Source organism: Tabrizicola sp. T46 (genome assembly GCF_057219895.1).
Genome location: NZ_JBXVVV010000001.1, coordinates 614,197 through 637,585 on the forward strand (window position 1 = coordinate 614,197; position 23,389 = coordinate 637,585).

Consider the following 23,389-nt stretch of genomic DNA (forward strand, 5'->3'; position numbering starts at 1 on the left):
CCTGGAAGCGATGTCAGGGGCCTTCCCGGTACGGGGCAAGGCAGGGTTCCCGGGCCCGTCATGGCACCCGGATAGCGTTGATCTGGGAAACGCGGGGGCGGGTTTCAAGACCCCTCAGGGCTTGATGAACCTTGCGCCGATGTCGTTGTTGCCGCCCCCGACACCAATCCGCCTGACGCCCGAACCGTCTCCGGCCGAGGGTGCCTCGCTGGTCACCCGGCCCGCGCGGAGCCTTGCCTTCAGATCGTCCACGACCGCAGGAAGCCGCATTCCGAACGTGATCGGACGGCCATCCTCGACATAACCGAAAGAGATGATCGAGACGATCCTTGCGCGGTATCCTGACCGGTCGAGGACAGGCGCACCCGAAGACCCGTAGGTCACGTCACAATCGACCGCGATGAACCCCTGTCGCTGACCAAGGACCCGGCACACGCGCTGGATGGACAGGGCCTCTTCGCGGCCTTGCGCATAGGAGACGACGCTGACCTTGTCCCCGGTTCCCGGCAAGGCAACGGTGAAGGGGGAAATCAGGCTGGTCGGGATCGGACTGGCCAGCTCCAGAAGCGCCACGTCGCTGAGCATTTCCTCGACCGGGGCCTGATCGCTGCCTGTGAACCCCTCGGCTGCGACCGTGCGCTTCACCGCGACATCGGCAACTGCCACCCCGTCGGCGTAACCGGCGCGAAAGGTGATCCTCTGGGCGTCGATCGGCTTGCCACCCGTCTCGAGCACGCAATGCGCCGCCGTCAACACAAGGTCGGGGGCGATCAAGGTTCCGGTACAGAAGCCGGACCCCTGGATGTCGACGCGTCCGACAGCCTCCCAGCCCCGAAGGTCGTCGCGTGTGTCGAGACGATCAAGGCCCGAATTGTCCTGGGCTGCCGCCGGAAGGGCGAGTGCCAGAAGAGGGATCAGGCATCTCATGGCTGGATGAACTTGGCCCCGCTGTCCTGCCCCCCGGAAAGGATCGAGACATTCCCGGGTTCGGACCGCTTCCCGGCGCGACTGTGGTCAAGGGCGGAACGCAAGGCTTCCATGGGCGCAGCGATGGGCACGGCAAGCGCCACCTTGCGTCCTTCGACCTCGGCCTTTGCCGAGATCACGGAGACCACGCTCGCAACTCCATCAACGACCGAGAACACCGGCGCGCCGGATGAGCCGAAGTCGACATTGCAGGACAGGACCAGCGTCTGCGCCCGACCGGCCAGCACCGAACAGGTTTCCTGGATGGACGGCGCTTCCGAACGGTCCTGTGCGTAGGACACGACGCCGACAATATCACCTTCGGCGGGGGTGGACCCGACCTTGTAGGGGACAAGCGAGGGCAGACGGATGGGCTGGCTGAGTTCCAGAAGGGCAAGGTCGGCAGTGACGCGGTCCAGTTTGTCCGCCGCGCCGTAGCGATAGTCGGGATGGGTCACCGCACGACTGACGGTACGGTAGGCCATGGCACGCCCGTTCCGCCAGCCTGCGAAGAACTGGATGTCGCCCGGCTTCATCTGGACGCCGGTTGTCTTGTCATACAGGCAATGCGCCGCTGTCAGGACGAGCTGGGGTTCGATCAGCGCCCCGGTGCAAAATCCGTGCTCGCCCAGGATGAGCTTTCCAACGGCATCCCAGCCACGCGAATCGTCGGCCGTCTGCAGGCTGACAATCGCAGCGTCATCCGCCCGCACGGTGGCTGCGCCGCCCATGATGGTCAGGACCGCCAACAGGCGTGCGATTAACTGACGCATCAACCCCCCCCGCTTCGACTCTTGGGATATAGGCCAAGTTTGGCGGATTTGCGGCCATTTCGGCAAGCCGGGCTTCGGGCCTGCTGCAAGTGAACATCACCCGCCTGCTCTGACGCCCTGTCAGCCAAGAGCGCGCGGCTTCGGACCGCCCGTCGCCCAGTCCAGAAGTTCGACGGTATGGACGACCGGAACCGTGGTGCCAGACCCGATCTGCATCATGCAGCCGATGTTACCTGCTGCGATGATGTCCGAGGCCGTGGCTTCCAGCGTCGCGACCTTGCGGCGCCTCAGGTCCTGGCTGATCTCGGGCTGCAAGAGGTTGTAGGTCCCGGCCGACCCGCAGCAGAGGTGGCTGTCCGCGGGTTCAACCACCTGGAACCCTGCGCGCTTGAGAAGGTCCTTCGGTGCGGTCTTGATCTGCTGGCCATGCTGGAGGCTGCAGGCAGCGTGATACGACACGCGCAGCCCCTTGGCCGAACCTTGGGGCAAACCGATCTGGACCAGCAGCTCGCTGATGTCGCGGGCCAGTCCGGCCACCGTGGCCGCATCCGAAGCGAGCGTAGCATCCGTGCGGAACATGTGGCCGTAATCCTTGACCGTCGTCCCGCATCCGCTGGTGTTGATGACGATGGCATCAAGGCCGTTGGCCTGTTTTTCAGCCATCCAGGCGCGGATGTTGGCGGCCGCCGAGCCATGGGCCAGGTCCTCCTTGCCCATGTGGTGGGTGAGCGCTCCGCAGCAACCGGCACCTTGCGCCACCACCACCTCGCAGCCCAGCCGGCGCAGGATGCGGATCGTCGCGTCGTTAATGTCGGTGTTCAGCGCCTTCTGTGCGCAGCCGGTCATCAGGGCCACGCGCAGCTTTCGCTCGCCAATGGCCGGGAAGACCTGCGCGTCGTCGTTCCTGCTGACCGGGGGGATATGCTTTGGCGCCATGTCGAGCATCGCCTTCAGCCGCCGGTCAGGGATCAGGAAGGCGAAGGGCCGCGCGATCTTTGCGCCCAGGAGGGCAAGCCGGAAACGACCCGGGTAGGGGATCACCCGCGCCAGCACCGACCGCAGCATCCTGTCCATCAGGGGCCGCTTGTAGGTCTTTTCGATATGCGCGCGGGCATGATCGACAAGATGCATGTAATGGACGCCCGAGGGGCAGGTCGTCATGCAGGCAAGGCAGGAAAGGCAGCGGTCGATGTGCTTGACCGTCTTTTCGTCTGCCGGGCGCCCTTGTTCCAGCATGTCCTTGATCAGGTAGATGCGGCCGCGCGGGCTGTCGAGTTCATCGCCAAGGACCTGGTAAGTTGGACAGGTCGCGGTGCAGAAGCCGCAATGGACACAAGAACGTAGGATCTCGTTCGCTCGCTGGATCCCGGGGTCCTTCAGCTGTTCGGGGGTAAAGGTTGTCTGCATCAGCCTGTCATTCCCGGATTGAGGATTCCGCGCGGATCGAACTTTGCCTTCAGGCCCGCAGCCAGCGCCGCGACTTCGGCGGCTTCGGGCGGAAAGACCGGTCCGCCGTCACCGCGCACAAGCGTGGCGTGGCCCCGCCCGGCGACGGAGGCAGCGACCTCGGCCCCACGCCCGGGTTCCGTTCGAAGCCAGATAAGGCCCCCTCCCCAGTCCCAGATCGCTTCGCCTTCGGTCCTGGCGGCAACTTCGGCGGCGGCGGTGGGTAGGGTGACGACGCGCCAGACATCGCCCGCCTTTTCGGCAAAGGGCAGGACATCGCGCACCTCACGCCAGAGGGCAGCGCTGGCCGCACCGTCGACGAGCGTGACTTCGCCGCCAACCAAAGCCTTCAGGGACGCCGCGCGATAGGCGACCGATCCCGCCAGCCCCTCGACCCGGATCAGCGAGCGGTCCGCGTGACGGGCCACCCCGGACACATCGAACGGCGACCCAAGCGCCTTGCGCAAGGCGGACAGCCCGGCCTCGTCACCCAACCCCTCGACGACCAGCGTCGCCTCCGCCTCGGGCATTGCCTGCACTTTGAGGGACACCTGGCTGAGCACGCCGAGCACGCCGCGGCTGCCTGCCATCAGCTTCACAAGGTCATAACCGGTGACGTTCTTCATCACCCTGCCGCCATTCTTGACCACCGTCCCCGACCCATCGACGAAACGGACACCAAGCGCCGCATCGCGCGCTGCGCCCGCCTGCACCCGGCGCGGGCCACTTGCGTTTGCGGCAACCACTCCGCCGATGGTCGAAGTTCCCTCGCGGCCCAGAAGCGCGCGCAGATCCGGCGGCTCGAAGGCCAGCCGCTGCCGTTCCGCTGCAAGCGTCGCCTCAACGTCGGCGAGCGGCGTGCCGGCGTGGACGACCAGCGTCAGCGCGCCGGGTTCGTACAGCTCGACCCCGGTCAGCCCGCCTGTCTCGAGAACCTCGCCCAGAGCGTGACCAAGGGTGCGCGTTCCGCCGCCACGCACGCTCAAGGGACCCTTGGCCCCGGCAACGGCCTCGGCAAGCTCCGCCTCTGTCTGAGGTCGCATCATTTCATCCCCTCGGGCCGGGAATCTTCGCGAAGGTTCCTGAAGTTGGTCATCCGGCGCGCCGGCTTTCAGAGGTGCCGAGCGGAAAGACCTTGGCCGGGTTCAAGAGCCATTTCGGGTCGAAGACGTCCTTCACCCGCATCTGCGCCTCCATGTCCTGCGGGGCGAACTGGACCTCCATCAGGTCGCGCTTTTCGATCCCCACACCATGTTCGCCGGTCAGGCAGCCGCCGACCTCGACGCACAGCTTCAGGATATCCGCGCCCATCCGTTCGCAGGTCTCAAGGTCCCCGGGCTTGTTCGCGTCATAAAGGATCAGGGGATGCATGTTGCCATCCCCGGCATGGAACACGTTACCGACCGCCAGCCCGTGCTGCTTTGACAACTCGCCAATCCGGCGCAGCACGTACGGCAGGCTGGAGACCGGGATCGTGCCGTCAAGGCACATGTAGTCCGAGATCTTGCCGATGGCCGAGAAGGCCGACTTGCGTCCCAGCCAGATCCGCTTGGCCTGCGCCTCGTCCTTCGCCTCAACCAGCGCTACCGGATCGTGCCGCGCGGCAATCGCCTTGATTGCGGCAAGCTGTTCATCGATCTCGGCCTCTGACCCTTCGACCTCGATGATGAGCAGCGCCTCGCAATCCGGGTAGCCGGCATGGGCGAAATCCTCACAGACGCGGATCAGCATACGGTCCATGAACTCGATCGCGACGGGCAGGATGCCCGCCTTGATGATGTCTGCAACGCAAGCGCCCGCCACCTCGTTCGACGCGAAACCCACCATGACCGGGCGCGCTCCTTCCGGTTTTGGCAGGATGCGCAGCCAGGCCTCGGTCACCACGCCAAGCTGGCCCTCGGACCCGCAGACGACACCCAGCAGATCCAGCCCCCCCGGTTCGCCCCAGGGGCCGCCCAGCGTCACGACGGTCCCATCCATGCGGACCAGCGTGACACCGAGAAGGTTGTTGGTCGTCACCCCGTACTTGAGGCAGTGCGCCCCGCCCGAGTTCATCGCGATATTTCCCGCGATCGCACAGGCCAGCTGGCTGGACGGGTCCGGGGCATAGAAGTACCCGTCCGCCTCGACCGCGCCCGAAACCGAAAGGTTGGTACGCCCCGACTGCACCCGGATAAAGCGGTTATCGTAATCCGTTTCGAGCACCGCGTTCATCCTGGAAACGCCAAGGATGATGCTGTCGGCAGTCGGCATGGCCCCGCCGGCGAGGCTGGTCCCCGATCCACGTGGCACGACAGGCACGCCTTCCTCATATGCGATCCGCAGGACCGCGCCGACCTCGGCGGTCGTTCGCGGCAGCACGGCCGCTAGCGGAGGGCAACGGTAAGCCGTCAGCGCGTCGCATTCGTAGGCCCGCAGTTCACCGGCATCGTCAATCACTGCGTCCGGCGGCAGGACCGCACGCAACCGCGCAACGATCCGGCCCTTTCCGGCGATCACGGCTTTATCGGGCTGAGGCATCTGCATGGTGCGATCTCCCAAGTATTGGTAAAAAAATATAACCAATTCGTGGCACACGCAAGGATTCTCGATGAGTCTGGCACCGGCCCTGCGGCCTAGGCCCCATTCCGCGTGCGGCGCAGTTCGGACAAGATGGCCTCGGCGACCGCGGCAACGGTCAGTACGAAGATACCAATGCCAATGATCAGGTAGGCAATCGTGAATAGCTTGCCGAGGCTGGTCTCCGGCGACAGGTCGCCATAGCCGACCGTGGCCATCGACACGACTGCGAAATAAAGGGCGTCGATGAAGTCCCAATCCTCCAGCAGCATGAACACGATGGCACCGCCGAAGGCGACCAGCGTGGTGAGCGAAAACAGAAGAAGGACCTCACGGTTGCTGAAGGCAACAAGGATCGCACGGCCCAACGAGAGATAGGCTTTGGCGATTCTGCTGAACCAAGACTGCGCCATTCGAGCCGTCCTTCCGCATTACGCTGCGGCGCTGTGCCGGCCGCACCTGGCTGCAATGCCGCAATGATCGAAGCATTGCCGGTTCACTCCCGTTCTTCAAGACCACCCTGCCGCTGATCCTCCGTACCCGGTGCCGCTGTGTCGGCAAGTGACAAGTCCTGCCAAGACAAATAGTCTTTGTCAGATGACGATGCCGCTTTCCTCTCTCCCGCTTCTCGACCTGATCGGCTTTGGTCTGCTGCTGGCGGCCTGGCTGATATCAGGCTGGCTGACCGAACATCCGCCAAGGTCGCTGCCTTCGGTCTCGGTCCTGATGGAGGATTATCGGCGCGAGTGGATGCGCACCTTCGTGACCCGCGTGCCGCGGATCTTCGACGCCACCGTGATCGAAAGCCTCCGCCAGGGTACGGCATTCTTCGCCTCGGCTTCACTGATCGCCATCGGGGGCGGCGTGGCGCTGATCGGAAATGCGGCTGCGGTCCAGCGTCTGGCGGCCGACCTGCCGCTGGCGGATGCGGCGACACAGGGCGGACCAGACATCGCCGTCCGGATGCTGCCAGTGGTTTTTCTGCTGGCAAACGCCCTCTTGAAGTTCGTCTGGGCGAACAGGCTGTTCGGCTACTGCTCGGTCCTGATGGCGGCAGTGCCGAACGAACCGTCCGATCCCATGGCCTATCACCGGGCCGCACAGGCGGGCGAGATCAACATCACCGCAGCACGAACCTTCAACCGGGGGCTTCGGTCGATCTACTTCGCCCTGGCGGCACTAGGCTGGCTCCTCGGCCCCTGGGGGCTGATTGCAGGCACGATCCTTGCGACCGGCGTGCTGCTTCGGCGCGAGTTCGCCTCGGCCTCACGTCGGGTGATCCTGAACAGCAAGCCATAGCGCCTCGTGACGGCACCGCGTCCCGCAAGACAAGGTCAGGCGGCGCGACGACCCTTCCGGCCCTCGATCAGCCAGGCGGAAATCGCCAGACTGGCGGCAATCAGAAGCCATGCCCAGGCGGGCAGGAAAGGCGAGATGTCGATATCGGTCGCAAGATAGGCTTCGCGCGGGGTGATCCCGATCCAGCCGCGACCGATTGCCATGCGCCCTTCGCTGACGGTGCGGATGTCGGGAGTGCCGTCCTGCAGGGTCAGAACCCCGCCACGGGTGCCCTGGGCCACGGGTCCTAGTTCTTCCCCCGAAGCGATGGTCTCGACGAATTCGCGCGGCGCGGCGGGCCCAACGGCAACGACACGTTCAAGATCGCCCTGCGCAAGCCGGTATAGTCCAATGACCGGCGCTTCCCATCCTGCCTCATAGCGGCCGGGGCTGACTTCGGGCATTTCCAGAACCACCTCTGCACCGTCGGGGCCGGTCACGGTGACGGGGCCCGGCGGCTCTTCCTCGGTGGTCCTGCGCGTGATCGTCATCGACTGACCGGTCACGCTGGCCGTCAGTGTTTCTTCCTCAAGCTCGGGCTCCTTCAGCATCCAGTGCGCAAGCCGGCGCAGCAGTTCCAGCTGCGGGCCGCCGCCTTCGTAGCCGCGACCCCAGAGCCAGGCATGATCCGATGCCAGAACGGCCACCCGCCCCTGATCGACGCGGTTCAGCACCAGAAGCGGCAGATCGCGAGGACCGGTCATCAGGACCTGGCCATCCAGAAGCTCGACCTCGATGGCACGGAACCAACGGCCCCAGCCACCTTCCGGCGCGGAGGCTTCCAGTCCCTCGGTCACGGGGTGTCGGCGGCCAAGATCGGTCAGGGCGGGGCGGAAGCCTTCCTCAACCACCTGTGCAGTCGGTGCCACCGGCAGGATCTCGGCCAGGGGCGAGCGGTAGAGGCTGTCCACCGCACCATATTCCGGGCCAGCCGCAACAAGGACCGTGCCGCCGTCGCGGACGTAGTTCACCACATTCTCAATATAGGACATCGGCAGGATGCCCCGCATGCGGTAGCGGTCAAAGATGATCAGATCGAATTCCTCGATCTTCTCGATGAACAGCTCACGCGTCGGGAACGCGATGAGGCTGAGTTCATCAACCGGCACCCCGTCCTGCTTTTCCGGTGGCCGCAGGATGGTGAAATGGACCAGGTCAACCGCCGCGTCGGACTTCAGAAGATTCCGCCAGACCCGTTCGCCGGCATGGGGTTCGCCCGACACCAGCAGCACGCGCAGCCGGTCACGCACCCCGTTGATCTGGACCGCCGCGGCATTGTTGCGGTCCGTCAGTTCGCCCTCGACCGGGGCCACGGAAAACTGCAGCACGTTGGCCCCGCCATGCGGAAGTGTGACCGGCAGTTCCAGATCCTCGTTCAGCGGCACCGTGTAAGTCTGCGGCTCATCGGTGTCGACCGAGATGGTCAGGTCCACAAAGCTTTCGCCCGAGGGGACCGCGCCAAGATCCTCGACCCTGAGCTCAAGCTTGAACTCCTCGCCGATGATCGCGAAGGCGGGCGCGTTCCGGACGACAAGGCGGCGGTCCCAGTCGGTGTCGCGGCCGGTGATAAGCACCTGCAGCGGCGCGGGCAGGTTGGGCACAAGCCCCATGTCATGCACGCGGCCGTCCGTGATCAGGATCGCCCCGGCGACCCGGGCGCGCGGCTCTTCGGCCAGCGCCTCGGACAGGGCTGTCATCACCAGGGACCCGGTGTCCTTCTCGCCATCGGCAACGCGGTGGATCCGCAGTTCCGTGTTCGGGATCAGCGCAATCTCGGCCTCGACAGCCGCAATCGCCGCTTCGGTCTGCGCCTGTCGGTCGCCGAGGAACTGGCTTGCCGTCTCATCGACGACCAGAATCACGATGTCGGAAAGGTTCTGGCGTTCCTCTTCCTGCAAGGCAGGATTTGCGAGTGCCGCAAGCAGGGCCGTCAGCCCCAGGCCCCGCAGCCACCATCCCGGCAACCCGCGCCAGAGCGCCAGCCCGACCAGGACGACCGCTAGGGCCGCAAGGGCCGCGATCACCGGCCAGCCGACCAGGGGCGCGAAGACCACCGACTGGTTCATTGTCCCAGCCTTTCCAGAAGTGCCGGTACATGGACCTGGTCGGACTTATAGTTCCCGGTCAGCACGTGCATGATGAGATTGACGCCAAAACGATAGGCGATCTCGCGTTGGCGTTCGCCCGCCATGCCGCGTCCGACCGGCAGAAGCGGCACACCGATATCATCCACGGCCCATGCCGCCGCCCAATCGTTGCCGCCGATCACCACCGGCGTCACACCGTCATTCAGGTTGCGGAAGGGCATTCCCTCTTCGGCTTCGGCAGCGGCCATCGGTGCGGCCTCGACCCAGACGGCTCCACGCGCATGGCGGCCGGGGAAATCCTGCAGCAAGTAGAAGGTCCGCGTCAGCACATGGTCGGGCGGCATCGGTTCAAGCGGCGGAATGTCCAGACCCGAGGCAATCATCTGCAGGGTCTGGCCTTCCGGCGTCGCTCCGCCAAAGCCCGCGACATCAGCGTCACGGGTGTCGAAGAGGATCATGCCTCCCGTCCGCAGATACTGGTTCAGCCTCGCATAGGCTTCGGCTGACGGCTGCTGCTGCCCGGCAGAGATCGGCCAGTAGAGAAAGGGGAAGAAGGCCAGTTCGTCTTTTTCGATATCGACACCGATCGGCATCGCCGGTTCGATCGAGGTGCGCTGCCAAAGCTTTTCACTCAGTCCCACAAGCCCGGCGGCGGCGATCTCGTCAACCTTGGGGTCGCCGGTCAGCACATGGCCAAGGACGACGGCCGTCGTCGCCTCAAGCGCAAGGCTGTCATCGGGCATTGGCGCAGTCTCCTGCGCTTTCAGACCCTGCGGATGCAGGGACAAGGCGGCAACGGCAAGCAGCGCCACCCCGCGCCGCAGGCCGCTCAACCGACCCGCGAGCCAAAGCGAGGCAAGCACGTCGACCAGGAGGAAGGCCAGTGCCATACTCAGAAAGCCCCCTTTCAGTGCCTGGGCCACCTGCCCCTCAAGCTGATCCACAGGCACGGAAGCGGGCCATGTCGCGGCGACGAGTTCAGTCTCTGTCGAGATGGTGTTCAGTGCCACCCTGCGGTCGGATCCTGCATAAAGTCCGGGCTGCAGGGCAAGTGTAGGCCCCGAGGCAACAGCCTCGGCCAGGTCTTCGCCCGGTACACCCGGCAACTCCCCCGCATCCGATGTCTGCCCATAGGCGTCCAGCACGACTTCCGGTGCCCAGGTCTGGCCGGCAAGGTCGGCCGCTTCTGGCTGGGCAGGCTTGGTCGACACCGCCAGCCGTTCCAGCATCTGCACGAACAGTCCGGACAGCGGCAGTGATGACCATTCGGCGTTCGAGGTGACATGGACCAGCACCACCTGCCCTGCGCCAACTTCCTTGCGGGTCATCAGGGGCGTGCCGTCCTCCAGTGCCGCAATGGTACGCTCGGCCAGTTGGGGATCGGGCTGTGCAAGGATCTGCTCCCGCACCACCACATCCTGGGGCACCGGCAGGCCGAAGAAGGGCGACCCCTCGGGGAAGGGCGCCAAGGTCTTGGGCTCACCCCAGCTCATCGCGCCACCGACGGTGCGGCCACCTTCGCGCAACCGCACGGGAAGCAGCGGGTCCTCCGAAAGGTCCGCGATTGTACTTGCAGCCAGCCGGGGGCCGGCAAAGCGCAGGAAAAGACCTCCCCTGTCCAGCCAGTCGAGGACTGCATCCGTCTCTGCCTGGGTCAGGGTTCCGGCATCGGGCAGGATCACCACGTCAGGATTGGCCAGAAGCGTGTCGATCAGGTTGCCTTCGATGATGTCGGCCACCGGCACCAGCGCCTGTCGCAGATAGTGAAGCGGGGACAGAAGCTGAAGCGACTCCTGGTCGGCCCCGATCCGGATCAGGGCGACCTTGCGCCGCTTGAGGCTGTCGTCGGTCAGGCTCACCGCACCGGCGGTCCGCGCGGCTTCAAGCTCAAAGCGGGTGATCCGGTTGCGAAGCTCCGGCTGAAGATCCAGCGTCGTCTGGGCAAGCGTTGCGCCCGCATCGAAGGCAAGCGTCGCACGACCGAGGTCACGCTCGATCCCGGCCGGGTCCGGGCCTTGGGCAAGGACGTCGACCGCGACGGCATCGCCTGCAGGCAGGCGGCTGGCTGACAGGACGATCCTGCCGTCCTCGAACCTCGCCGGATGAAGGGCCAGGATCGGGCGCGAGGTCTGGATCACCCGGAGTGAACCCTTATCCTGGAAAGCATCGGCGAGGGAATCGCGCCCATCATGGTCCAGCCCATCGGACAGCCAGACGGTATCGAAATCGCCTTCCGGCAGAACCTCGGCCCAGGCGGCAAGGTCCGATGGTGCCCAGGCCTGCGGCTGCAATCCTGCCGCACGCCCGGCCCAGGCTTCGGCAGTCTGGAAGGTAACCGGCTGCGGGTCGTCGGTCAGACGTACCAGCGCAACGGGCCGGCCCTCCGCCCCGGCCTCGGCGACCAGCGACGTGATCTTCTCCACCCGCTGCGGCCAGTCGCGCGCATCGGCCCAGGACCCGTCCACCGCGATCAGCATCGGGCCGCTGCCCGCAACACGCTCGTCCGGGTTCAGGACCGGCCCGGCAAAACCGATGATCGCCGCCGCCACCGCCAGCATCCGCAGGAGAAGCAGCCACCAGGGTGTCTTGTCGACCTCCGTCTCCTCGTCCTTCAGGCCCAGAAGCAGGGCCACACCGGGAAAGCGCCGGCGGATCGGGGCGGGCGGGACAGCGCGCAGAAGAATCCACAGGATCGGCAAAGCCAAAAGCCCCAGCAGAAGCCAGGGCAAGGCAAAACCGACAGGGCCGACCATTAACATCAGCGGTTCCCCTGCAACGCCGCATAGGCCCATAGAAGCGCGCCTTGGGCCGGGCTTCCGGTGTGGTGGGTGGTGAAGTGCCAGCCGACAGCACGTGCCAGGCCGGCCAGGCGATCCTTCCGCTCTGCAAGGCGGGCAAGATAACGGGTGCGGAGATCGTTGGCGCGCAGCGTTTCATACTGAAGGGTGCCGCCCATCGATTCAAAAATCGTGCGGCCATCGAAGGGAAACTCCTCCTCGGCCGGATCAAGGACCTGGATCAGCGCCCCCTTCACCCCCCGGTCCGCCGCCTGCGCAAGGGCTGCCTCGATGGCACCAAGATCACCCAGGAAGTCCGAAAGGAAGACGCCGCGCCCGTGGGCGACCATGCCTTCGGTGACCGGGGCGCCGAAATCATCTTCCGCCACCTCTCCCGACAGACGCGCTGCCAGCCGCAAGAGCTGCCCACGCCCGGACCTTGGATGCGCCAGACCTGCAAGCCCGACGCGTTCCCCGCCCCGCAGAAGCAGAACGGCAATCGCCAGCCCCAGCAGCCTTGCCCGGTCAGACTTCGGCGCCCGACCCTTGTTGCCGGTGAAACTCATCGACTTCGCCGGGTCGATCCAGATCGTCACCGATTGCGCCGCCTGCCATTCGCGCTCCTGAACGAAATGGCTGTCCGACCGGGCCGAGCGCCGCCAGTCGATCATGCGCGCCGAATCGCCGGCATGGGCCGCGCGGTACTGCCAGAATTCATCCCCCAGACCCGCGCGCCTGCGCCCGTGCTCGCCAAGCATAACGGTCGAGGCCAGCATCTCGGCCTCGGCCAGAAGCGGCGGCAGCGTCTGCCCAAGCGCTTCCGCCCGGGCCCGAAGGTCGGGGGCTGCCGTCACGCCGCAGCCTCAAGACCAAGAACGCGGTTCGTCACCCGTGCGATAATCCCGGCCAGCGTCTCACCCCGCGCACGGGCAGCGAAGCTCAGCGCCATCCGGTGCACCAGCACCGCCTGAGCCAGCGCCGCCACATCGCCAACCGACGGAGCGAGGCGTCCATCCAGCAGTGCCCGCGCCCGCACCGTCAGCATCAGCGCCTGCGCTGCGCGCGGTCCGGGCCCCCATGAAAGGCTGTCGGCCAGATCACGCCCCTCTGGCTCGCCCGGGCGGCAGGCGCGGACAAGGTCAAGGATCGCCTCGACCACCTGATCGCCCACCGGCATCCGGCGGATGACACCCTGCGCGCGGATCAGCTCTTCCGCGGTGAAGACCTGATGCGCTTCGGCCTCTTCAGCCCCCGTGGTCGCGATCAGGATGTCGCGTTCGGTCGCGCGGGTCGGGTAGTCGACGTCGACCTGCACCAGGAACCGGTCCAGCTGCGCTTCGGGCAGGGGATAGGTGCCTTCCTGCTCGATCGGGTTCTGCGTGGCCAGAACGTGGAAGGGCTTCCCAAGCGCGCGGTGCTGGCCGGCAATGGTCACTTCCTTTTCCTGCATCGCCTGCAACAGCGCAGATTGGGTCCGTGGCGAGGCGCGGTTGATCTCGTCGGCCATCAGAAGCTGACAGAAGATCGGGCCTTCCAGAAAGCGGAACGACCGCCCGCCATCAGCAGCCGTTTCCAGAACTTCCGAGCCAAGGATGTCTGCCGGCATCAGGTCCGGCGTGAACTGGATGCGGTTCGCCTTCAACCCCATGACAGTGCCCAGCGTGTCCACCAGCCGTGTCTTGCCAAGGCCTGGGAGGCCGACCAGAAGCGCATGGCCGCCGCACAGCATCGACGCGAGCACCAGGTCCACAACCTTTTCCTGCCCGATGAACCGGTGGTTGATCGAGGCCTTGGCCTGCCCCAGTGTCGCGCCCAGCGCTTCGATTTCGGCCACAAGCGCCTTGGTGTCGGCCATGCCCCATTCTCCCTTCAGGGTGATACCTCATCAGTAAAGCGAACTATCCCGCCCGGCACAAATGGCAAAAGCCGACGGGACACAATTCCTCGTGAAAGCCGGACACATGCCGTTTCGAACCGATTACCTGTCTGTCGAAGAAATTTGCGCTCGCCCGTCGCACCGCTACACTCGGAGCATGACAGAACCCACCGCCGACACACTCGCCGCTGCCGCCAAGGCCGCCTCGAAGAAGGGCCCGCCCCCGGTCCACCTGTGGAACCCGCCCTTCTGCGGCGACATCGACATGCGCATCGCGCGGGACGGCACCTGGTTCTACCTTGGCACCCCCATCGGCCGGGCGCCGCTCGTCAAGCTCTTCTCCTCGATTCTGAAGCGTGAAGGGGATGACTACTTCCTTGTCACGCCGGTCGAGAAGGTGGGGATCAAGGTGGACGACGCCCCGCTTCTGGCGACCGACTTCGACGCGGAAGGCGCGGGGCCTGAGCAGACCCTGACCTTCACCACCAGGACAGAGGATCAGGCCACGCTTGGCCCCGACCACCCCTTGCGGGTCGAGCGTGACCCGGACACCGGCGAACCCTCGCCCTACATACTTATCCGGGCCAATCTTTGGGCTCTGATCGATCGCAAGAGCTTTTACCGGCTGATCGATCTGGGTTGCCATCACGCGCATGACGGGCAAATGTGGTTCGGTCTTTGGTCTTCGGGACAGTTCTTCCCGGTCATCCCGTCCTCGGAACTGTCAGATACGGAAGTGTCCTGAACCGAAATGCCCCGCTTCGCCGCCAACCTGACGCTCCTCTTCACCGAAGTCCCCGTGCTCGATCGCCCAGACTGGGCCACCCGCTGCGGCTTTGACGGGGTCGAGGTCCTGTTTCCCTACGACCAGCCGATGGCCGACTGGGAACGAGCCTTGAACGGGATCCCGCTGGCGCTGATCAACACACCCCCCGGCGACTGGGCTTCAGGCGACCGCGGGTTTGCCGCCGTGCCGGGGATGGAGCTGCGGTTCCGCGACAGCTTCCTGCGCGCCGCGGACTATGCCACGCGCCTGAACGCCGGGCGGCTGCATGTCATGGCCGGCGTCGCGCGCGGTCCGCAGGCGGAACAGTGCTATGTCGAGAACCTGGCCTGGGCCCTTGCCGAAGCGCCCGGCCTGACCCTGACGATCGAGCCGCTCAATCCAGACGACATGCCGGGCTACTTCCTGAACGACTACGATCAGGCCGCCCGCATCGTGGACGACCTCGCCAACACACGCATCGGGTTGCAGTTCGATCTCTGGCACGCCGCGCGTCTGCATGGTGACGCCTCGGTGGTCTGGGCCGAGCATCGCCATCGGGTCAACCATGTGCAGGTCGCAGGTTTTCCGGCTCGCAACGAACCAGGCGGCGGCGGCTTTTCGCTGCCGGAGCTTTGCGACGACATCGACGCGAACCGCCCCGAAGTCTGGATCGCGGCCGAGTATCGTCCGGCAAAGGGAACGGCGCAGGGACTGGGCTGGCTTACCGCCCTGAAGTCGCGCGGATCGCCGATCGGGGTGTGACACGCTTCCCCCTTGTTCCGCCCCGCTCTCTTTCGATAGATTGCGGCGCAGCCGAAAGGACCCATCGACCATGCCGATCCCCGCCCCTGAAACCCAGACCGTCACCACCTGGAAGGTCGCCTGCGACGGCGGCGAAGGTGCCCTGGGACACCCCCGTGTCTGGCTGACAATCCCGGCTGACACCGGCTGGGTCGAATGCGGCTATTGTGACAAGCGCTATGTGATCGACCGCGAACACGCCCACGACGATCACTGACCGGCGTCAGCTCAGCAGCATTGCCTCTGGCGCGCAGGCCATCCGATGGCGGTCTTCGGGTGCGACTTCGCGGAAGTAGCGTTCCAGGTTGTCTCCGGACCAGAACCGCACCTCGCCGCCGCCGGTGAAGTGCCCCGTGCCCACAGCTGTGCCGCTTTCCGGCACGAAGAACGTGTAGAGCGATTGGCCCGACCTGCCGTCGCTGCAGGTGAATTCAGCAAGACCGAGGCCCAGCGGCCCACGCCGCCATGTGCCGGTACAAAGCACACCTGCTGTGTTTTCGGCATGAAATGGACCACCGTCTGCCCCGAACGAGGCGCCGCGCAGGATCTCTCCCGTCGCCTCGACGCAGGCAACCAGCGGAGAGCAGTTCATCGTCACCGGATCGCAGGACGGGGTATCGTCCGCTGCGACCGGGGCGGCAACAAGCAGCGCGAAAGCTGGCAAGACGGTACGGAACATGGCACAACCTCCACAAAACGGAGCTAGGAATGTCATCTACCTTCGGCAAGGGCCATCATCTGCACCTGATCGACGGCTCGGCCTATATCTTCCGCGCCTATCACGCGCTGCCGCCCCTCACCCGGAAGTCGGACGGGATGCCGGTGGGTGCGGTCGCCGGCTTCTGCAACATCCTGTGGAATGAACTCAGCCGCGCCTCCTCCAACGGCAGGGCCGCGACCCATCTTGCTGTCGTGTTCGACTATTCCGCCGAGACCTTCCGCAACACCCTTTACCCCGCCTACAAGGCCAACCGCCCCGAACTGCCCGAGGACCTGCGCCCGCAGTTCCCCCTCACGCGTGAGGCGACCCGCGCCTTCAACGTCGCCTGCCTTGAGACCGAGGGTTACGAGGCCGACGATATCATCGCCACCCTGGCCCGGCAGGCCGTTGAGGCCGGGGGGTCATGCACCATCATTTCGTCGGACAAGGACCTGATGCAGTTGATCCGCCCGGGCATCGACATGTTCGACCCGATGAAGACCCGCGTCATCGGCCCGGATGAGGTGATGGAAAAGTTCGGCGTCGGCCCGGACCGGGTGATCGACGTCCAGTCCCTTGCCGGCGACTCGGTCGACAATGTGCCGGGCGCGCCGGGGATCGGCCTGAAGACGGCGGCACTTCTGATCAACGAATACGGCGACCTTGATACGCTTCTTGCCCGCGCCGGCGAAATCAAACAGCCCAAGCGGCGTGAGGCGCTGGTGGACAATGCCGACCAGATCCGCATCAGCCGGGACCTCGTCACGCTGAAATCCGACACCCCGCTCGATGTGACGCTCGATGACCTCGAAATCCGCCTGCCCGAGGGCGACAAAGTCATGGACTTCCTCACCAGGATGGAATTCCGCACCCTGACGAAGCGGGTTGCCGACAAGCTGGGGATTGCCGCCCCGGCCCTGCCCGAAACCTCGCAACTGCAGGTCGCCCCGCGCGAAGAGAAGCCGCAGGCACACGAGGCGCCGCAGATTGCCTTCGACCTCTCCGCCTACGAATGCGTCCGCGACCGTGCCGCACTTGACCGCTGGATTGCCCGCATCAGCGACGTAGGCCATGTCGCGATCGATACGGAAACCACCAGCCTCGACGAGATGCGGGCCGAACTCGTCGGCATCTCGCTTTCGGTCGATGCCGGGCAGGCCTGCTACATCCCCGTCGGCCACACCACCGGCGGCGGCGACCTCTTCGGCGCGACAGCGCTGGTCCCCGACCAGCTTCCGCTGGACGAAGTCCTGTCCGCGCTGAAGCCGCTGCTTGAGGACCCCGCCATCCTCAAGATCGGCCAGAACATGAAGTACGACTGGAAGATCTTCGCCCGCCTTGGCATCCGCATCGCGCCCCTGGACGATACGCTGCTCATGTCCTACGCGATGCATGCCGGGATTCACAACCACGGGATGGACGAGCTTTCCGACCGCTACCTCGGCTATCAGCCGATCTCGATCAAGACGCTCCTCGGTTCGGGCAAGTCGCAGATCACCTTCGACAAGGTCGCCATCGACGACGCGGTCAAATACGCCGCCGAAGATGCCGACGTGACGCTCCGCCTCTGGCAGACCTTCAAGCCGCGCCTGCACCAGGCCCGCGTTACCACGGTCTACGAAACCCTCGAACGCCCGCTTGTCCCGGTGCTGGCCGATATGGAGATGGCGGGCATAGAGGTCGACCGCGACACCCTGCGCGGCATGTCCAACGTCTTCGCGCAGAAGATGGTGCAGCTTGAGGAAGAGATTCAGGAGATCGCGGGCGAGAAGTTCAACGTGGGCAGCCCGAAGCAGCTGGGCGAAATCCTCTTCGACCGCCTCCAGATCCCCGGCGGCGAGAAAGGCAAGACCGGCGCCTATGGCACCGGTGCGGACATTCTGGAAGACATCACAACGCTAGAAGACAGCCACCCGCAGGGCGCAAGGCTCGCCGCCCGGATCCTCGACTGGCGGCAGATCGCCAAGTTGAAATCCACCTACACCGACGCCCTGCAAGAGGCGATCAACCCCGAGACCGGCCGCGTCCACACCTCCTACTCCATCGCCGGGGCCAATACCGGCCGCCTCGCCTCCACCGACCCCAACCTCCAGAACATCCCCGTCCGGACCGAGGAAGGCCGCCGCATCCGCGAGGCCTTCGTGGCACCCAGGGGCCGCATCCTTGTGTCGCTCGACTATTCCCAGATCGAGCTCCGCATCCTTGCCCACATCGCCGATATCCCCGAACTCCGCCGCGCCTTCGAGGAAGGGATCGACATCCACGCCCTGACCGCGTCCGAGATGTTCAACGTCCCCCTCGACCAGATGACCTCAGACATCCGCAGGAAGGCCAAGGCGATCAACTTCGGCGTCATCTACGGCATCTCGGGCTTCGGTCTTGCCCGAAACCTCCGCATCCCGCGGGCCGAAGCCCAAGGCTTTATCGACCGCTATTTCGAGCGTTTCCCGGGCATCCGCACCTACATGAACGACACGGTGAAGTTCGCCCAAGCCAACGGCTACGTGCAGACCCTCTTCGGCCGCAAGATCAACACGCCCGAGATCAACGCCAAGGGCCCCGGCGCAGGCTTCGCCAAACGCGCCGCGATCAACGCACCCATCCAGGGCACCGCCGCCGACGTCATCCGCCGCGCCATGATCCGGATGCCCGCCGCCATCGCCCACCTCGACGCGAAGATGCTCCTCCAGGTCCACGACGAACTTCTGTTCGAGGTATCCGAGGCCGATGCCGACCGCCTGATACCCGTCGCGAAAGAGGTGATGGAAGGCTCATCCCACCCGGCGGTCTCGCTCAACGTCCACCTCGCGGTAGAGGCCGGCAAGGGCCGCAACTGGGCGGAGGCGCATTGATCCATACCTGGCCCGAGCTCAAGGTCTTCGCCCTCGGCCTCGACCTGCCGATGGTCACGATCGACCACCCCTGGGGCAACGAATGCCTGAAAGCGCACGGCAAGATGTGGTGCTGGTGGTCGCCCTACATCGACGCGGCAGTGTTCAAGGCCTCGCGCGACGAACGCGAGATGCTTCTGGCCGCCGATCCGGAAACCTTCATCCTCCACCCCCATTACGAGCCGCACAATCTGGTCCTTGTCCGGGCGGGGCGGATCGACGAAGGCTGGGCGAGGGCCCGCCTGATCCAGCAATGGCGCGACGCTGCCCCGAAACGCTGGCTGAAAACCTGGGACGCCGAACATGGGCGCGGCTGACGACGCCCCGATCCTGACGGTCCGGTCCCGCGCCGAGTTGCGCGACTGGCTTGCAGTGAACCATGCCACCGCCCGCTCGGTCTGGCTTGCCAGTTACAAGAAACACCACCCCGACTACCTCGCCTACGAACCGCAGGTCGAGGAGCTACTCTGCTGGGGCTGGATCGACTCTGTCACCCGCGCGCTCGACGCGGACCGCTCGATGATCCTCGTCGCCCCGCGCAACCCGAAATCCGCCTGGTCCGCGATCAACAAGGCGCATGTCGAGCGCGCCCGCGCTTCGGGTGCCATGACCCCGGCGGGCGAGGCGAAGATCGCCATCGCCCAGGCCAATGGCCAATGGGATTTCCTGAACGACGTCGACGCCCTGATCGACCCGCCCGACCTGACCGGGGCACTCGCCGCCACCGGCACCACCGCCTTCTGGTCCGCCCTGCCCCGCAGCATCCGCCGCGGCACGCTGGAATGGGTAAAGACCGCCAGGACCGCCGAAACCCGCGCCAAGCGCATCCGCGACATCACCGACAGCGCTGCCCGGGGCCTTCGGCCAAGCCCGTTCCGGCGCTAGCGCCTAATCCCGGTCGATCCGCAGCTGATAGCAGTTGTTCCGGGCCGACCGGACGTGGACATAGGCCACCTTCGGATCGGCCAGAAGCTCTGCCGCGCGCCCGGAGATGGCAGCAGTCGGCACCACTCCGCCCGTCCCGTAGACGATCCGGTCATCGTCCCCGTAGCCGCGCAAGATGTAATCCGGCGAGGCCAGAATCTCCGGCACCTCTAACCCGCCGCCCCGTTCGCAGGGATCGGCGCAAAGGAAGATCGGTCCCAGTTCGGCATAGGGCTGCGGTGCCGGGAAGGGCCGGTGCGCCAGGATCAGCATCCCGGCCCCCTCGGGCACCATCCGCAGGCAATGGCGGCAGGGATTGCCACGACCCTCGGCCCGAACCCGTTCGGGCACCTGCCCGTTGGCATCGGCGCCGCCCGCCTGGTAGTGCCGCGCAATCTCGGTCGGTAGGGCCACGTACTGCATCTCATCCTCCTTCGTTGTGATGAAGGATGGCGGCTCAAGGACCGTCCCGCGACCCGAAGCTTGCGGTTTCAGTCCCGTTCGACCAGCCGCCCCAGGACCCGGCCCCCCAGGATATGCAGGTGGTAATGCGGCACCTCCTGCATCCCGTGCGCCCCAGCATTGGTGATCGCCCGATAGCCGTCGGTGCCCGCAAGGCCAAGGATCGCGCAGACCTTCGCCACGGTGCGGTGGAAATCCAGAAGCTCCTCGGCCGAAGCTTCGGCGGCGAAGTGATCGAAGGTCACGTAGGCCCCTTTCGGGATTGCCAGCACATGCACCGGCGCCTGCGGGTGGATATCATGGAAGACCAGCGTATGCGGCGTATCCATCACCGTCCGGTTCGGGATTTCACCCCGCAGGATGCGGGCGAAGATGTTGGTCGGGTCATAGGTCCAGGCCATGTTAGATCCTCTGGTCAGTCGGCGAAGAGATAATCTGTGGCCGCGATCTCGCGCGCCTTGTCAAGCGGGATACCCAGGAAACGCGCCAGCGCAGCGGCATTCTCTTCTGGCTCGGCCTGCTCGCGTATCCGGTGGGTCTCGGGAAGGTTGAGGTCACGCAGGCGCTCGCTTTCGAAACGCAGTTCGTTGCGCAGCGTGGGCAAAAGCCGCTGGATTTCGCCCGGCAGGGCAGAGCTTCCGGCCAGCCCGAGGCGCCGCGCATGACCAACAAGGTAGGCGTCGCTGAAGTCGCATCCGACCTCAAGCAGCCGAATGCTGGCGTGGTCGTGCCGGAAATCACTGATGACATCGGTACTCGACGGATCGACGCAGAACAGGATCCGGCTGCTGCCGCTTGCCTCCAGGAGCATCCGCACCAGGGCCTTGCGATGCCGCGACCGCTTGCCAAGCGTCGACTCAAGGCCGCCAAGGTCAGGCAGCCGGGTCTTCTCTTCGTCGAACACGTAATGATGCGTCGTCATCCCGGTGACGTCCTGCACCCGGTCCGCAAGACGCTTGGCAACATGCCACTTCTTACAGGCGACAACATAGACCAGCCGGTCGCGGCCAACGCTGCTCCCGGTCTCCCAGAACCTCGGGGCGAAGCGGCGACCGTGACGGCCGCGTGCCGTAAGGTATTCGAACTGGCGCCGGCCGTCCCCGCCCGGGGCAAAGTCACGTCCGGTCTCGGCATAAAGATCCCCAAGGCGGGCCTTAAGCTGTCCGGCATGCGGGCTCATCTTCCGTGCGAAGAGGTAGTCCTGCGCCAGAAGAAGATCATAGTGGTCATCGCAGAAGGTGGCCGGAATCCCGTAATCGGTGAAGAGGAGGAAGGTCAGTGTCCGCGTCCGTATCTCGTCCTCCGGCACCAGATGGCCGACGAGTGTCTGAAAGAAGGTCTCATCCGGGATCCAGGTGGTCGAGAAGAACCGCACCACGTCCTTCCGGCGTGCCGCAAAGGCCAGGATCGCCTCCACCGTCCGGCGGCGTAGGCACCACCACTGGCTGCCGATGCGGATGCGCAGACCCTCCGGCAGCTTGCGTGCCAGCCCCAGCCGGGCCTGCACCTGCATCGAGGTGTAGAACAACCACTTCCGCCGGCGCTCATTGAACCAGTGGCGGTAAATCAGGCGCTCTTCCTTGATCCCGGTCTTGATCCAGCCGGACTCGAAGAAGTCCAGGCTTTCGATGAAGTCGGCATCCTGATCCTCTAGCCAGCGCCGTACATGCTCGGCCGACTTGATCGGCATGCAGTCGCCGGACAGAAGGTAGAAATGCGTGGCTCCCGGAAAGGCCTCGATCGCCGACTTCGCGACCTCCATCGTCGCGGCAACCAGGCTCCATTCCCCCCAGCCGCATTTCACGCGGCGCCGGGCAAAGGTGACGGCCGGGTTGCCGGCAAGCGCGTCCCGGATGCGCGCATGGTCCGATGCGGATGACCGCCCGTCAAAATGGATCGCAACGCAATCGCCCGCTGACGTCAGCCGGAGTGCCTGCGCGATGATCGCTTCCGGGTCCTTGTGGCACAGAAGAAGATAGGCGATCTGTGTCATCTGCCCTCTGGCTCGACGCGAACGGCTTTGTCCCGTTGTCCTAGACCGGCGCGCAGTTCCTTGAAAAGCCCGAATGTGTCTGCTTGATTGCCACAATCGCAGCATTGGTTCGGATCCGGGTCAAGTCTCGCCGGCAAAGGTAGCAAGCATGGGTTTTCCGGGAATCTGGATGACGGAAAGCGAAAGCGTCCTCTACCGGGTGGTGCCGAAATGCGCCTGCTCCACGATCGGGCAAATCATGTACTATTCCGACCACGGACGCTTTTTCGACGGCGATATCCATGATGCGGTGACGGGCCTGCACAAATGGGCGCTCGACGACAGCCAGCCCCTGATCGAACGCGCCGCCCGGGGGCGCGAGGTCTTTGCCTTCACCTGCGTGCGCAATCCCTATACCCGGATCCTGTCCTCGTTCTTCGACAAGATCTGCGGCATCCAGCGGAACGGCAAACGCTACCGCGGCAACCTTGTCCCGCTCCTCGTCCAGAAATACGGGGTCGAGGTCGGGGGCGAGGACGGCAAGCAGGAGTTCGACCAGATCGCCAGCTTCCGCCGCTTCCTCCTTTTCGCGCGCGACACCATCCGCTGGAAAAAGCCGATGGAGCCGGACATCCACTGGTCGTCCATGTCCGGGCACATCTCGACCTTCATCGTCAACGGCGGGCGCTACAACCACATCTTCTTCACCGAAGACTTCAATCCCGGCATGCAGGTGGTGCTGGACAACATCCCCACGAAGCATCCTGTCGACCTCGCCACCATCCCGCGCTTCAACGAAAGCGAAGGCCACGGGCCAAAGCGCGCCCATCCGGTCGAGGCCTATTTCGACGACCTCTCGATGCACCTGATGTGGGAGATCTACAAACGCGACTTCCAGCTTTTCCGCTATGACTTCGAAAACCCCGGAAACAAGATGCCCAAGGGCCCGGTTGACCTGGATGAGGTTCACGCCAAGCTGGGAGACTGACGCGTCCTCGTGCGCCTTTGGCTTCTCGTCCGGGGTCAGCGAGGAGTGACGAAGTCATCGACG

The 23,389-nt window shown here is 65.2% G+C and carries 22 protein-coding genes; 8 read left to right on the forward strand and 14 right to left on the reverse strand.

The window, feature by feature from the left end; translation table 11 throughout:
• Window positions 1-114: 114 nt before the first annotated feature.
• The 6 genes from AC2D9V_RS03135 to AC2D9V_RS03160 form a co-directional block, all read right to left on the reverse strand.
• On the reverse strand, window positions 115-927 hold the full coding sequence (locus tag AC2D9V_RS03135; protein WP_484712576.1) for a trypsin-like serine peptidase: 813 nt from the start codon (window positions 925-927) through the stop codon (window positions 115-117).
• Window positions 924-1,739, reverse strand: coding sequence for a trypsin-like serine peptidase (locus AC2D9V_RS03140; protein ID WP_484712577.1), 816 nt, complete (start codon window positions 1,737-1,739; stop codon window positions 924-926). The genes AC2D9V_RS03135 and AC2D9V_RS03140 overlap by 4 nt, the downstream gene beginning before the upstream one ends.
• Before the next feature lie 120 nt (window positions 1,740-1,859).
• A complete protein-coding gene (gene glcF / locus AC2D9V_RS03145) occupies window positions 1,860-3,146 on the reverse strand; it encodes a glycolate oxidase subunit GlcF (protein WP_484712578.1) in 1,287 nt (428 codons plus the stop codon).
• Window positions 3,146-4,228 (reverse strand): FAD-binding protein, encoded by a 1,083-nt coding sequence (locus AC2D9V_RS03150; RefSeq protein ID WP_484712579.1) that lies wholly within the window; start codon window positions 4,226-4,228, stop codon window positions 3,146-3,148. Before AC2D9V_RS03150 ends, glcF begins: the two co-directional genes overlap by 1 nt.
• Window positions 4,229-4,277: 49 nt before the next feature.
• Window positions 4,278-5,711 carry an FAD-linked oxidase C-terminal domain-containing protein gene (locus tag AC2D9V_RS03155; RefSeq protein WP_484712580.1) on the reverse strand — a complete coding sequence of 478 codons (1,434 nt, stop codon included), beginning with the start codon at window positions 5,709-5,711 and terminating at the stop codon, window positions 4,278-4,280.
• 89 nt (window positions 5,712-5,800) lie between these two features.
• Window positions 5,801-6,157 (reverse strand): potassium channel family protein, encoded by a 357-nt coding sequence (locus tag AC2D9V_RS03160; RefSeq protein ID WP_484712581.1) that lies wholly within the window; start codon window positions 6,155-6,157, stop codon window positions 5,801-5,803.
• A 184-nt stretch (window positions 6,158-6,341) separates the two neighbouring features.
• Here AC2D9V_RS03160 and AC2D9V_RS03165 point away from each other — a divergent pair, with 184 nt between their 5' ends.
• Window positions 6,342-7,043 carry a DUF599 domain-containing protein gene (locus tag AC2D9V_RS03165; protein WP_484712582.1) on the forward strand — a complete coding sequence of 234 codons (702 nt, stop codon included), beginning with the start codon at window positions 6,342-6,344 and terminating at the stop codon, window positions 7,041-7,043.
• 35 nt (window positions 7,044-7,078) lie between these two features.
• On the opposite strand, the gene AC2D9V_RS03170 is transcribed toward AC2D9V_RS03165, so the two are convergent.
• From AC2D9V_RS03170 to AC2D9V_RS03185, 4 genes are read right to left on the reverse strand one after another with little or no spacing between them, the layout of a single operon-like run.
• Window positions 7,079-9,148, reverse strand: a complete 2,070-nt coding sequence (locus AC2D9V_RS03170) for a hypothetical protein (protein ID WP_484712583.1) — start codon at window positions 9,146-9,148, stop codon at window positions 7,079-7,081.
• A complete protein-coding gene (locus AC2D9V_RS03175) occupies window positions 9,145-11,928 on the reverse strand; it encodes a DUF4159 domain-containing protein (protein ID WP_484712584.1) in 2,784 nt (927 codons plus the stop codon). The genes AC2D9V_RS03170 and AC2D9V_RS03175 overlap by 4 nt, the downstream gene beginning before the upstream one ends.
• The gene (locus AC2D9V_RS03180; protein ID WP_484712585.1) at window positions 11,928-12,800 is read right to left on the reverse strand and encodes a DUF58 domain-containing protein; all 873 of its coding nucleotides are present in this window, start codon (window positions 12,798-12,800) and stop codon (window positions 11,928-11,930) included. The genes AC2D9V_RS03175 and AC2D9V_RS03180 overlap by 1 nt, the downstream gene beginning before the upstream one ends.
• A complete protein-coding gene (locus AC2D9V_RS03185; protein WP_484712586.1) occupies window positions 12,797-13,801 on the reverse strand; it encodes an AAA family ATPase in 1,005 nt (334 codons plus the stop codon). Before AC2D9V_RS03185 ends, AC2D9V_RS03180 begins: the two co-directional genes overlap by 4 nt.
• A gap of 178 nt (window positions 13,802-13,979) precedes the next feature.
• On the opposite strand from AC2D9V_RS03185, the gene AC2D9V_RS03190 reads away from it, so the two are divergent.
• From AC2D9V_RS03190 to AC2D9V_RS03200, 3 genes are all read left to right on the forward strand, one after another.
• Entirely contained in the window at window positions 13,980-14,567 is a 588-nt protein-coding gene (locus AC2D9V_RS03190) for a DUF1285 domain-containing protein (protein WP_484712587.1), read from the forward strand.
• A 6-nt stretch (window positions 14,568-14,573) separates the two neighbouring features.
• The gene (locus AC2D9V_RS03195) at window positions 14,574-15,350 is read left to right on the forward strand and encodes a hydroxypyruvate isomerase family protein (protein ID WP_484712588.1); all 777 of its coding nucleotides are present in this window, start codon (window positions 14,574-14,576) and stop codon (window positions 15,348-15,350) included.
• 70 nt (window positions 15,351-15,420) lie between these two features.
• Window positions 15,421-15,606: a zinc-finger domain-containing protein gene (locus AC2D9V_RS03200; protein WP_484712589.1), complete on the forward strand. Its 186-nt coding sequence runs from the start codon at window positions 15,421-15,423 to the stop codon at window positions 15,604-15,606.
• A 6-nt stretch (window positions 15,607-15,612) separates the two neighbouring features.
• Here the strand turns inward: AC2D9V_RS03200 and AC2D9V_RS03205 are convergent, their stop codons facing one another.
• Window positions 15,613-16,068 carry a hypothetical protein gene (locus AC2D9V_RS03205; RefSeq protein ID WP_484712590.1) on the reverse strand — a complete coding sequence of 152 codons (456 nt, stop codon included), beginning with the start codon at window positions 16,066-16,068 and terminating at the stop codon, window positions 15,613-15,615.
• 29 nt (window positions 16,069-16,097) lie between these two features.
• On the opposite strand from AC2D9V_RS03205, the gene polA reads away from it, so the two are divergent.
• The 3 genes from polA to AC2D9V_RS03220 are packed head-to-tail and all read left to right on the forward strand — an operon-like array spanning window position 16,098 to window position 19,865.
• Window positions 16,098-18,941, forward strand: coding sequence for a DNA polymerase I (polA, locus tag AC2D9V_RS03210; RefSeq protein ID WP_484712591.1), 2,844 nt, complete (start codon window positions 16,098-16,100; stop codon window positions 18,939-18,941).
• Window positions 18,938-19,297 (forward strand): MmcQ/YjbR family DNA-binding protein, encoded by a 360-nt coding sequence (locus AC2D9V_RS03215; RefSeq protein WP_484712592.1) that lies wholly within the window; start codon window positions 18,938-18,940, stop codon window positions 19,295-19,297. Before polA ends, AC2D9V_RS03215 begins: the two co-directional genes overlap by 4 nt.
• Window positions 19,284-19,865 (forward strand): YdeI/OmpD-associated family protein, encoded by a 582-nt coding sequence (locus AC2D9V_RS03220; RefSeq protein WP_484712593.1) that lies wholly within the window; start codon window positions 19,284-19,286, stop codon window positions 19,863-19,865. The genes AC2D9V_RS03215 and AC2D9V_RS03220 overlap by 14 nt, the downstream gene beginning before the upstream one ends.
• 3 nt (window positions 19,866-19,868) lie before the next feature.
• Here the strand turns inward: AC2D9V_RS03220 and AC2D9V_RS03225 are convergent, their stop codons facing one another.
• The 3 genes from AC2D9V_RS03225 to AC2D9V_RS03235 form a co-directional block, all read right to left on the reverse strand.
• A complete protein-coding gene (locus AC2D9V_RS03225) occupies window positions 19,869-20,327 on the reverse strand; it encodes a DUF1203 domain-containing protein (protein ID WP_484712594.1) in 459 nt (152 codons plus the stop codon).
• A 68-nt stretch (window positions 20,328-20,395) separates the two neighbouring features.
• A complete protein-coding gene (locus tag AC2D9V_RS03230; protein ID WP_484712595.1) occupies window positions 20,396-20,767 on the reverse strand; it encodes an HIT domain-containing protein in 372 nt (123 codons plus the stop codon).
• A gap of 14 nt (window positions 20,768-20,781) precedes the next feature.
• Complete coding sequence (locus tag AC2D9V_RS03235) at window positions 20,782-22,359, reverse strand: DUF5928 domain-containing protein (RefSeq protein ID WP_484712596.1); 1,578 nt, start codon at window positions 22,357-22,359, stop codon at window positions 20,782-20,784.
• A 148-nt stretch (window positions 22,360-22,507) separates the two neighbouring features.
• Between AC2D9V_RS03235 and AC2D9V_RS03240 the strand changes: the two genes are divergently transcribed.
• Entirely contained in the window at window positions 22,508-23,326 is an 819-nt protein-coding gene (locus AC2D9V_RS03240) for a sulfotransferase family protein (RefSeq protein WP_484712597.1), read from the forward strand.
• Window positions 23,327-23,389 lie beyond the last annotated feature (63 nt).

Coding starts and splice junctions, on each gene's coding strand:
- AC2D9V_RS03135 (WP_484712576.1), bottom strand. CDS start 927: ATGAGATGCCTGATCCCTCTTCTGGCACTCGCCCTTCCGGCGGCAGCC.
- AC2D9V_RS03185 (WP_484712586.1), bottom strand. CDS start 13,801: ATGGCCGACACCAAGGCGCTTGTGGCCGAAATCGAAGCGCTGGGCGCG.
- AC2D9V_RS03175 (WP_484712584.1), bottom strand. CDS start 11,928: ATGTTAATGGTCGGCCCTGTCGGTTTTGCCTTGCCCTGGCTTCTGCTG.
- AC2D9V_RS03225 (WP_484712594.1), bottom strand. CDS start 20,327: ATGCAGTACGTGGCCCTACCGACCGAGATTGCGCGGCACTACCAGGCG.
- AC2D9V_RS03220 (WP_484712593.1), top strand. CDS start 19,284: ATGGGCGCGGCTGACGACGCCCCGATCCTGACGGTCCGGTCCCGCGCC.
- AC2D9V_RS03140 (WP_484712577.1), bottom strand. CDS start 1,739: ATGCGTCAGTTAATCGCACGCCTGTTGGCGGTCCTGACCATCATGGGC.
- AC2D9V_RS03235 (WP_484712596.1), bottom strand. CDS start 22,359: ATGACACAGATCGCCTATCTTCTTCTGTGCCACAAGGACCCGGAAGCG.
- AC2D9V_RS03160 (WP_484712581.1), bottom strand. CDS start 6,157: ATGGCGCAGTCTTGGTTCAGCAGAATCGCCAAAGCCTATCTCTCGTTG.
- AC2D9V_RS03150 (WP_484712579.1), bottom strand. CDS start 4,228: ATGCGACCTCAGACAGAGGCGGAGCTTGCCGAGGCCGTTGCCGGGGCC.
- AC2D9V_RS03240 (WP_484712597.1), top strand. CDS start 22,508: ATGGGTTTTCCGGGAATCTGGATGACGGAAAGCGAAAGCGTCCTCTAC.
- AC2D9V_RS03230 (WP_484712595.1), bottom strand. CDS start 20,767: ATGGCCTGGACCTATGACCCGACCAACATCTTCGCCCGCATCCTGCGG.
- AC2D9V_RS03200 (WP_484712589.1), top strand. CDS start 15,421: ATGCCGATCCCCGCCCCTGAAACCCAGACCGTCACCACCTGGAAGGTC.
- AC2D9V_RS03205 (WP_484712590.1), bottom strand. CDS start 16,068: ATGTTCCGTACCGTCTTGCCAGCTTTCGCGCTGCTTGTTGCCGCCCCG.
- AC2D9V_RS03170 (WP_484712583.1), bottom strand. CDS start 9,148: ATGAACCAGTCGGTGGTCTTCGCGCCCCTGGTCGGCTGGCCGGTGATC.
- glcF (WP_484712578.1), bottom strand. CDS start 3,146: ATGCAGACAACCTTTACCCCCGAACAGCTGAAGGACCCCGGGATCCAG.
- AC2D9V_RS03165 (WP_484712582.1), top strand. CDS start 6,342: ATGACGATGCCGCTTTCCTCTCTCCCGCTTCTCGACCTGATCGGCTTT.
- AC2D9V_RS03155 (WP_484712580.1), bottom strand. CDS start 5,711: ATGCAGATGCCTCAGCCCGATAAAGCCGTGATCGCCGGAAAGGGCCGG.
- AC2D9V_RS03190 (WP_484712587.1), top strand. CDS start 13,980: ATGACAGAACCCACCGCCGACACACTCGCCGCTGCCGCCAAGGCCGCC.
- polA (WP_484712591.1), top strand. CDS start 16,098: ATGTCATCTACCTTCGGCAAGGGCCATCATCTGCACCTGATCGACGGC.
- AC2D9V_RS03195 (WP_484712588.1), top strand. CDS start 14,574: ATGCCCCGCTTCGCCGCCAACCTGACGCTCCTCTTCACCGAAGTCCCC.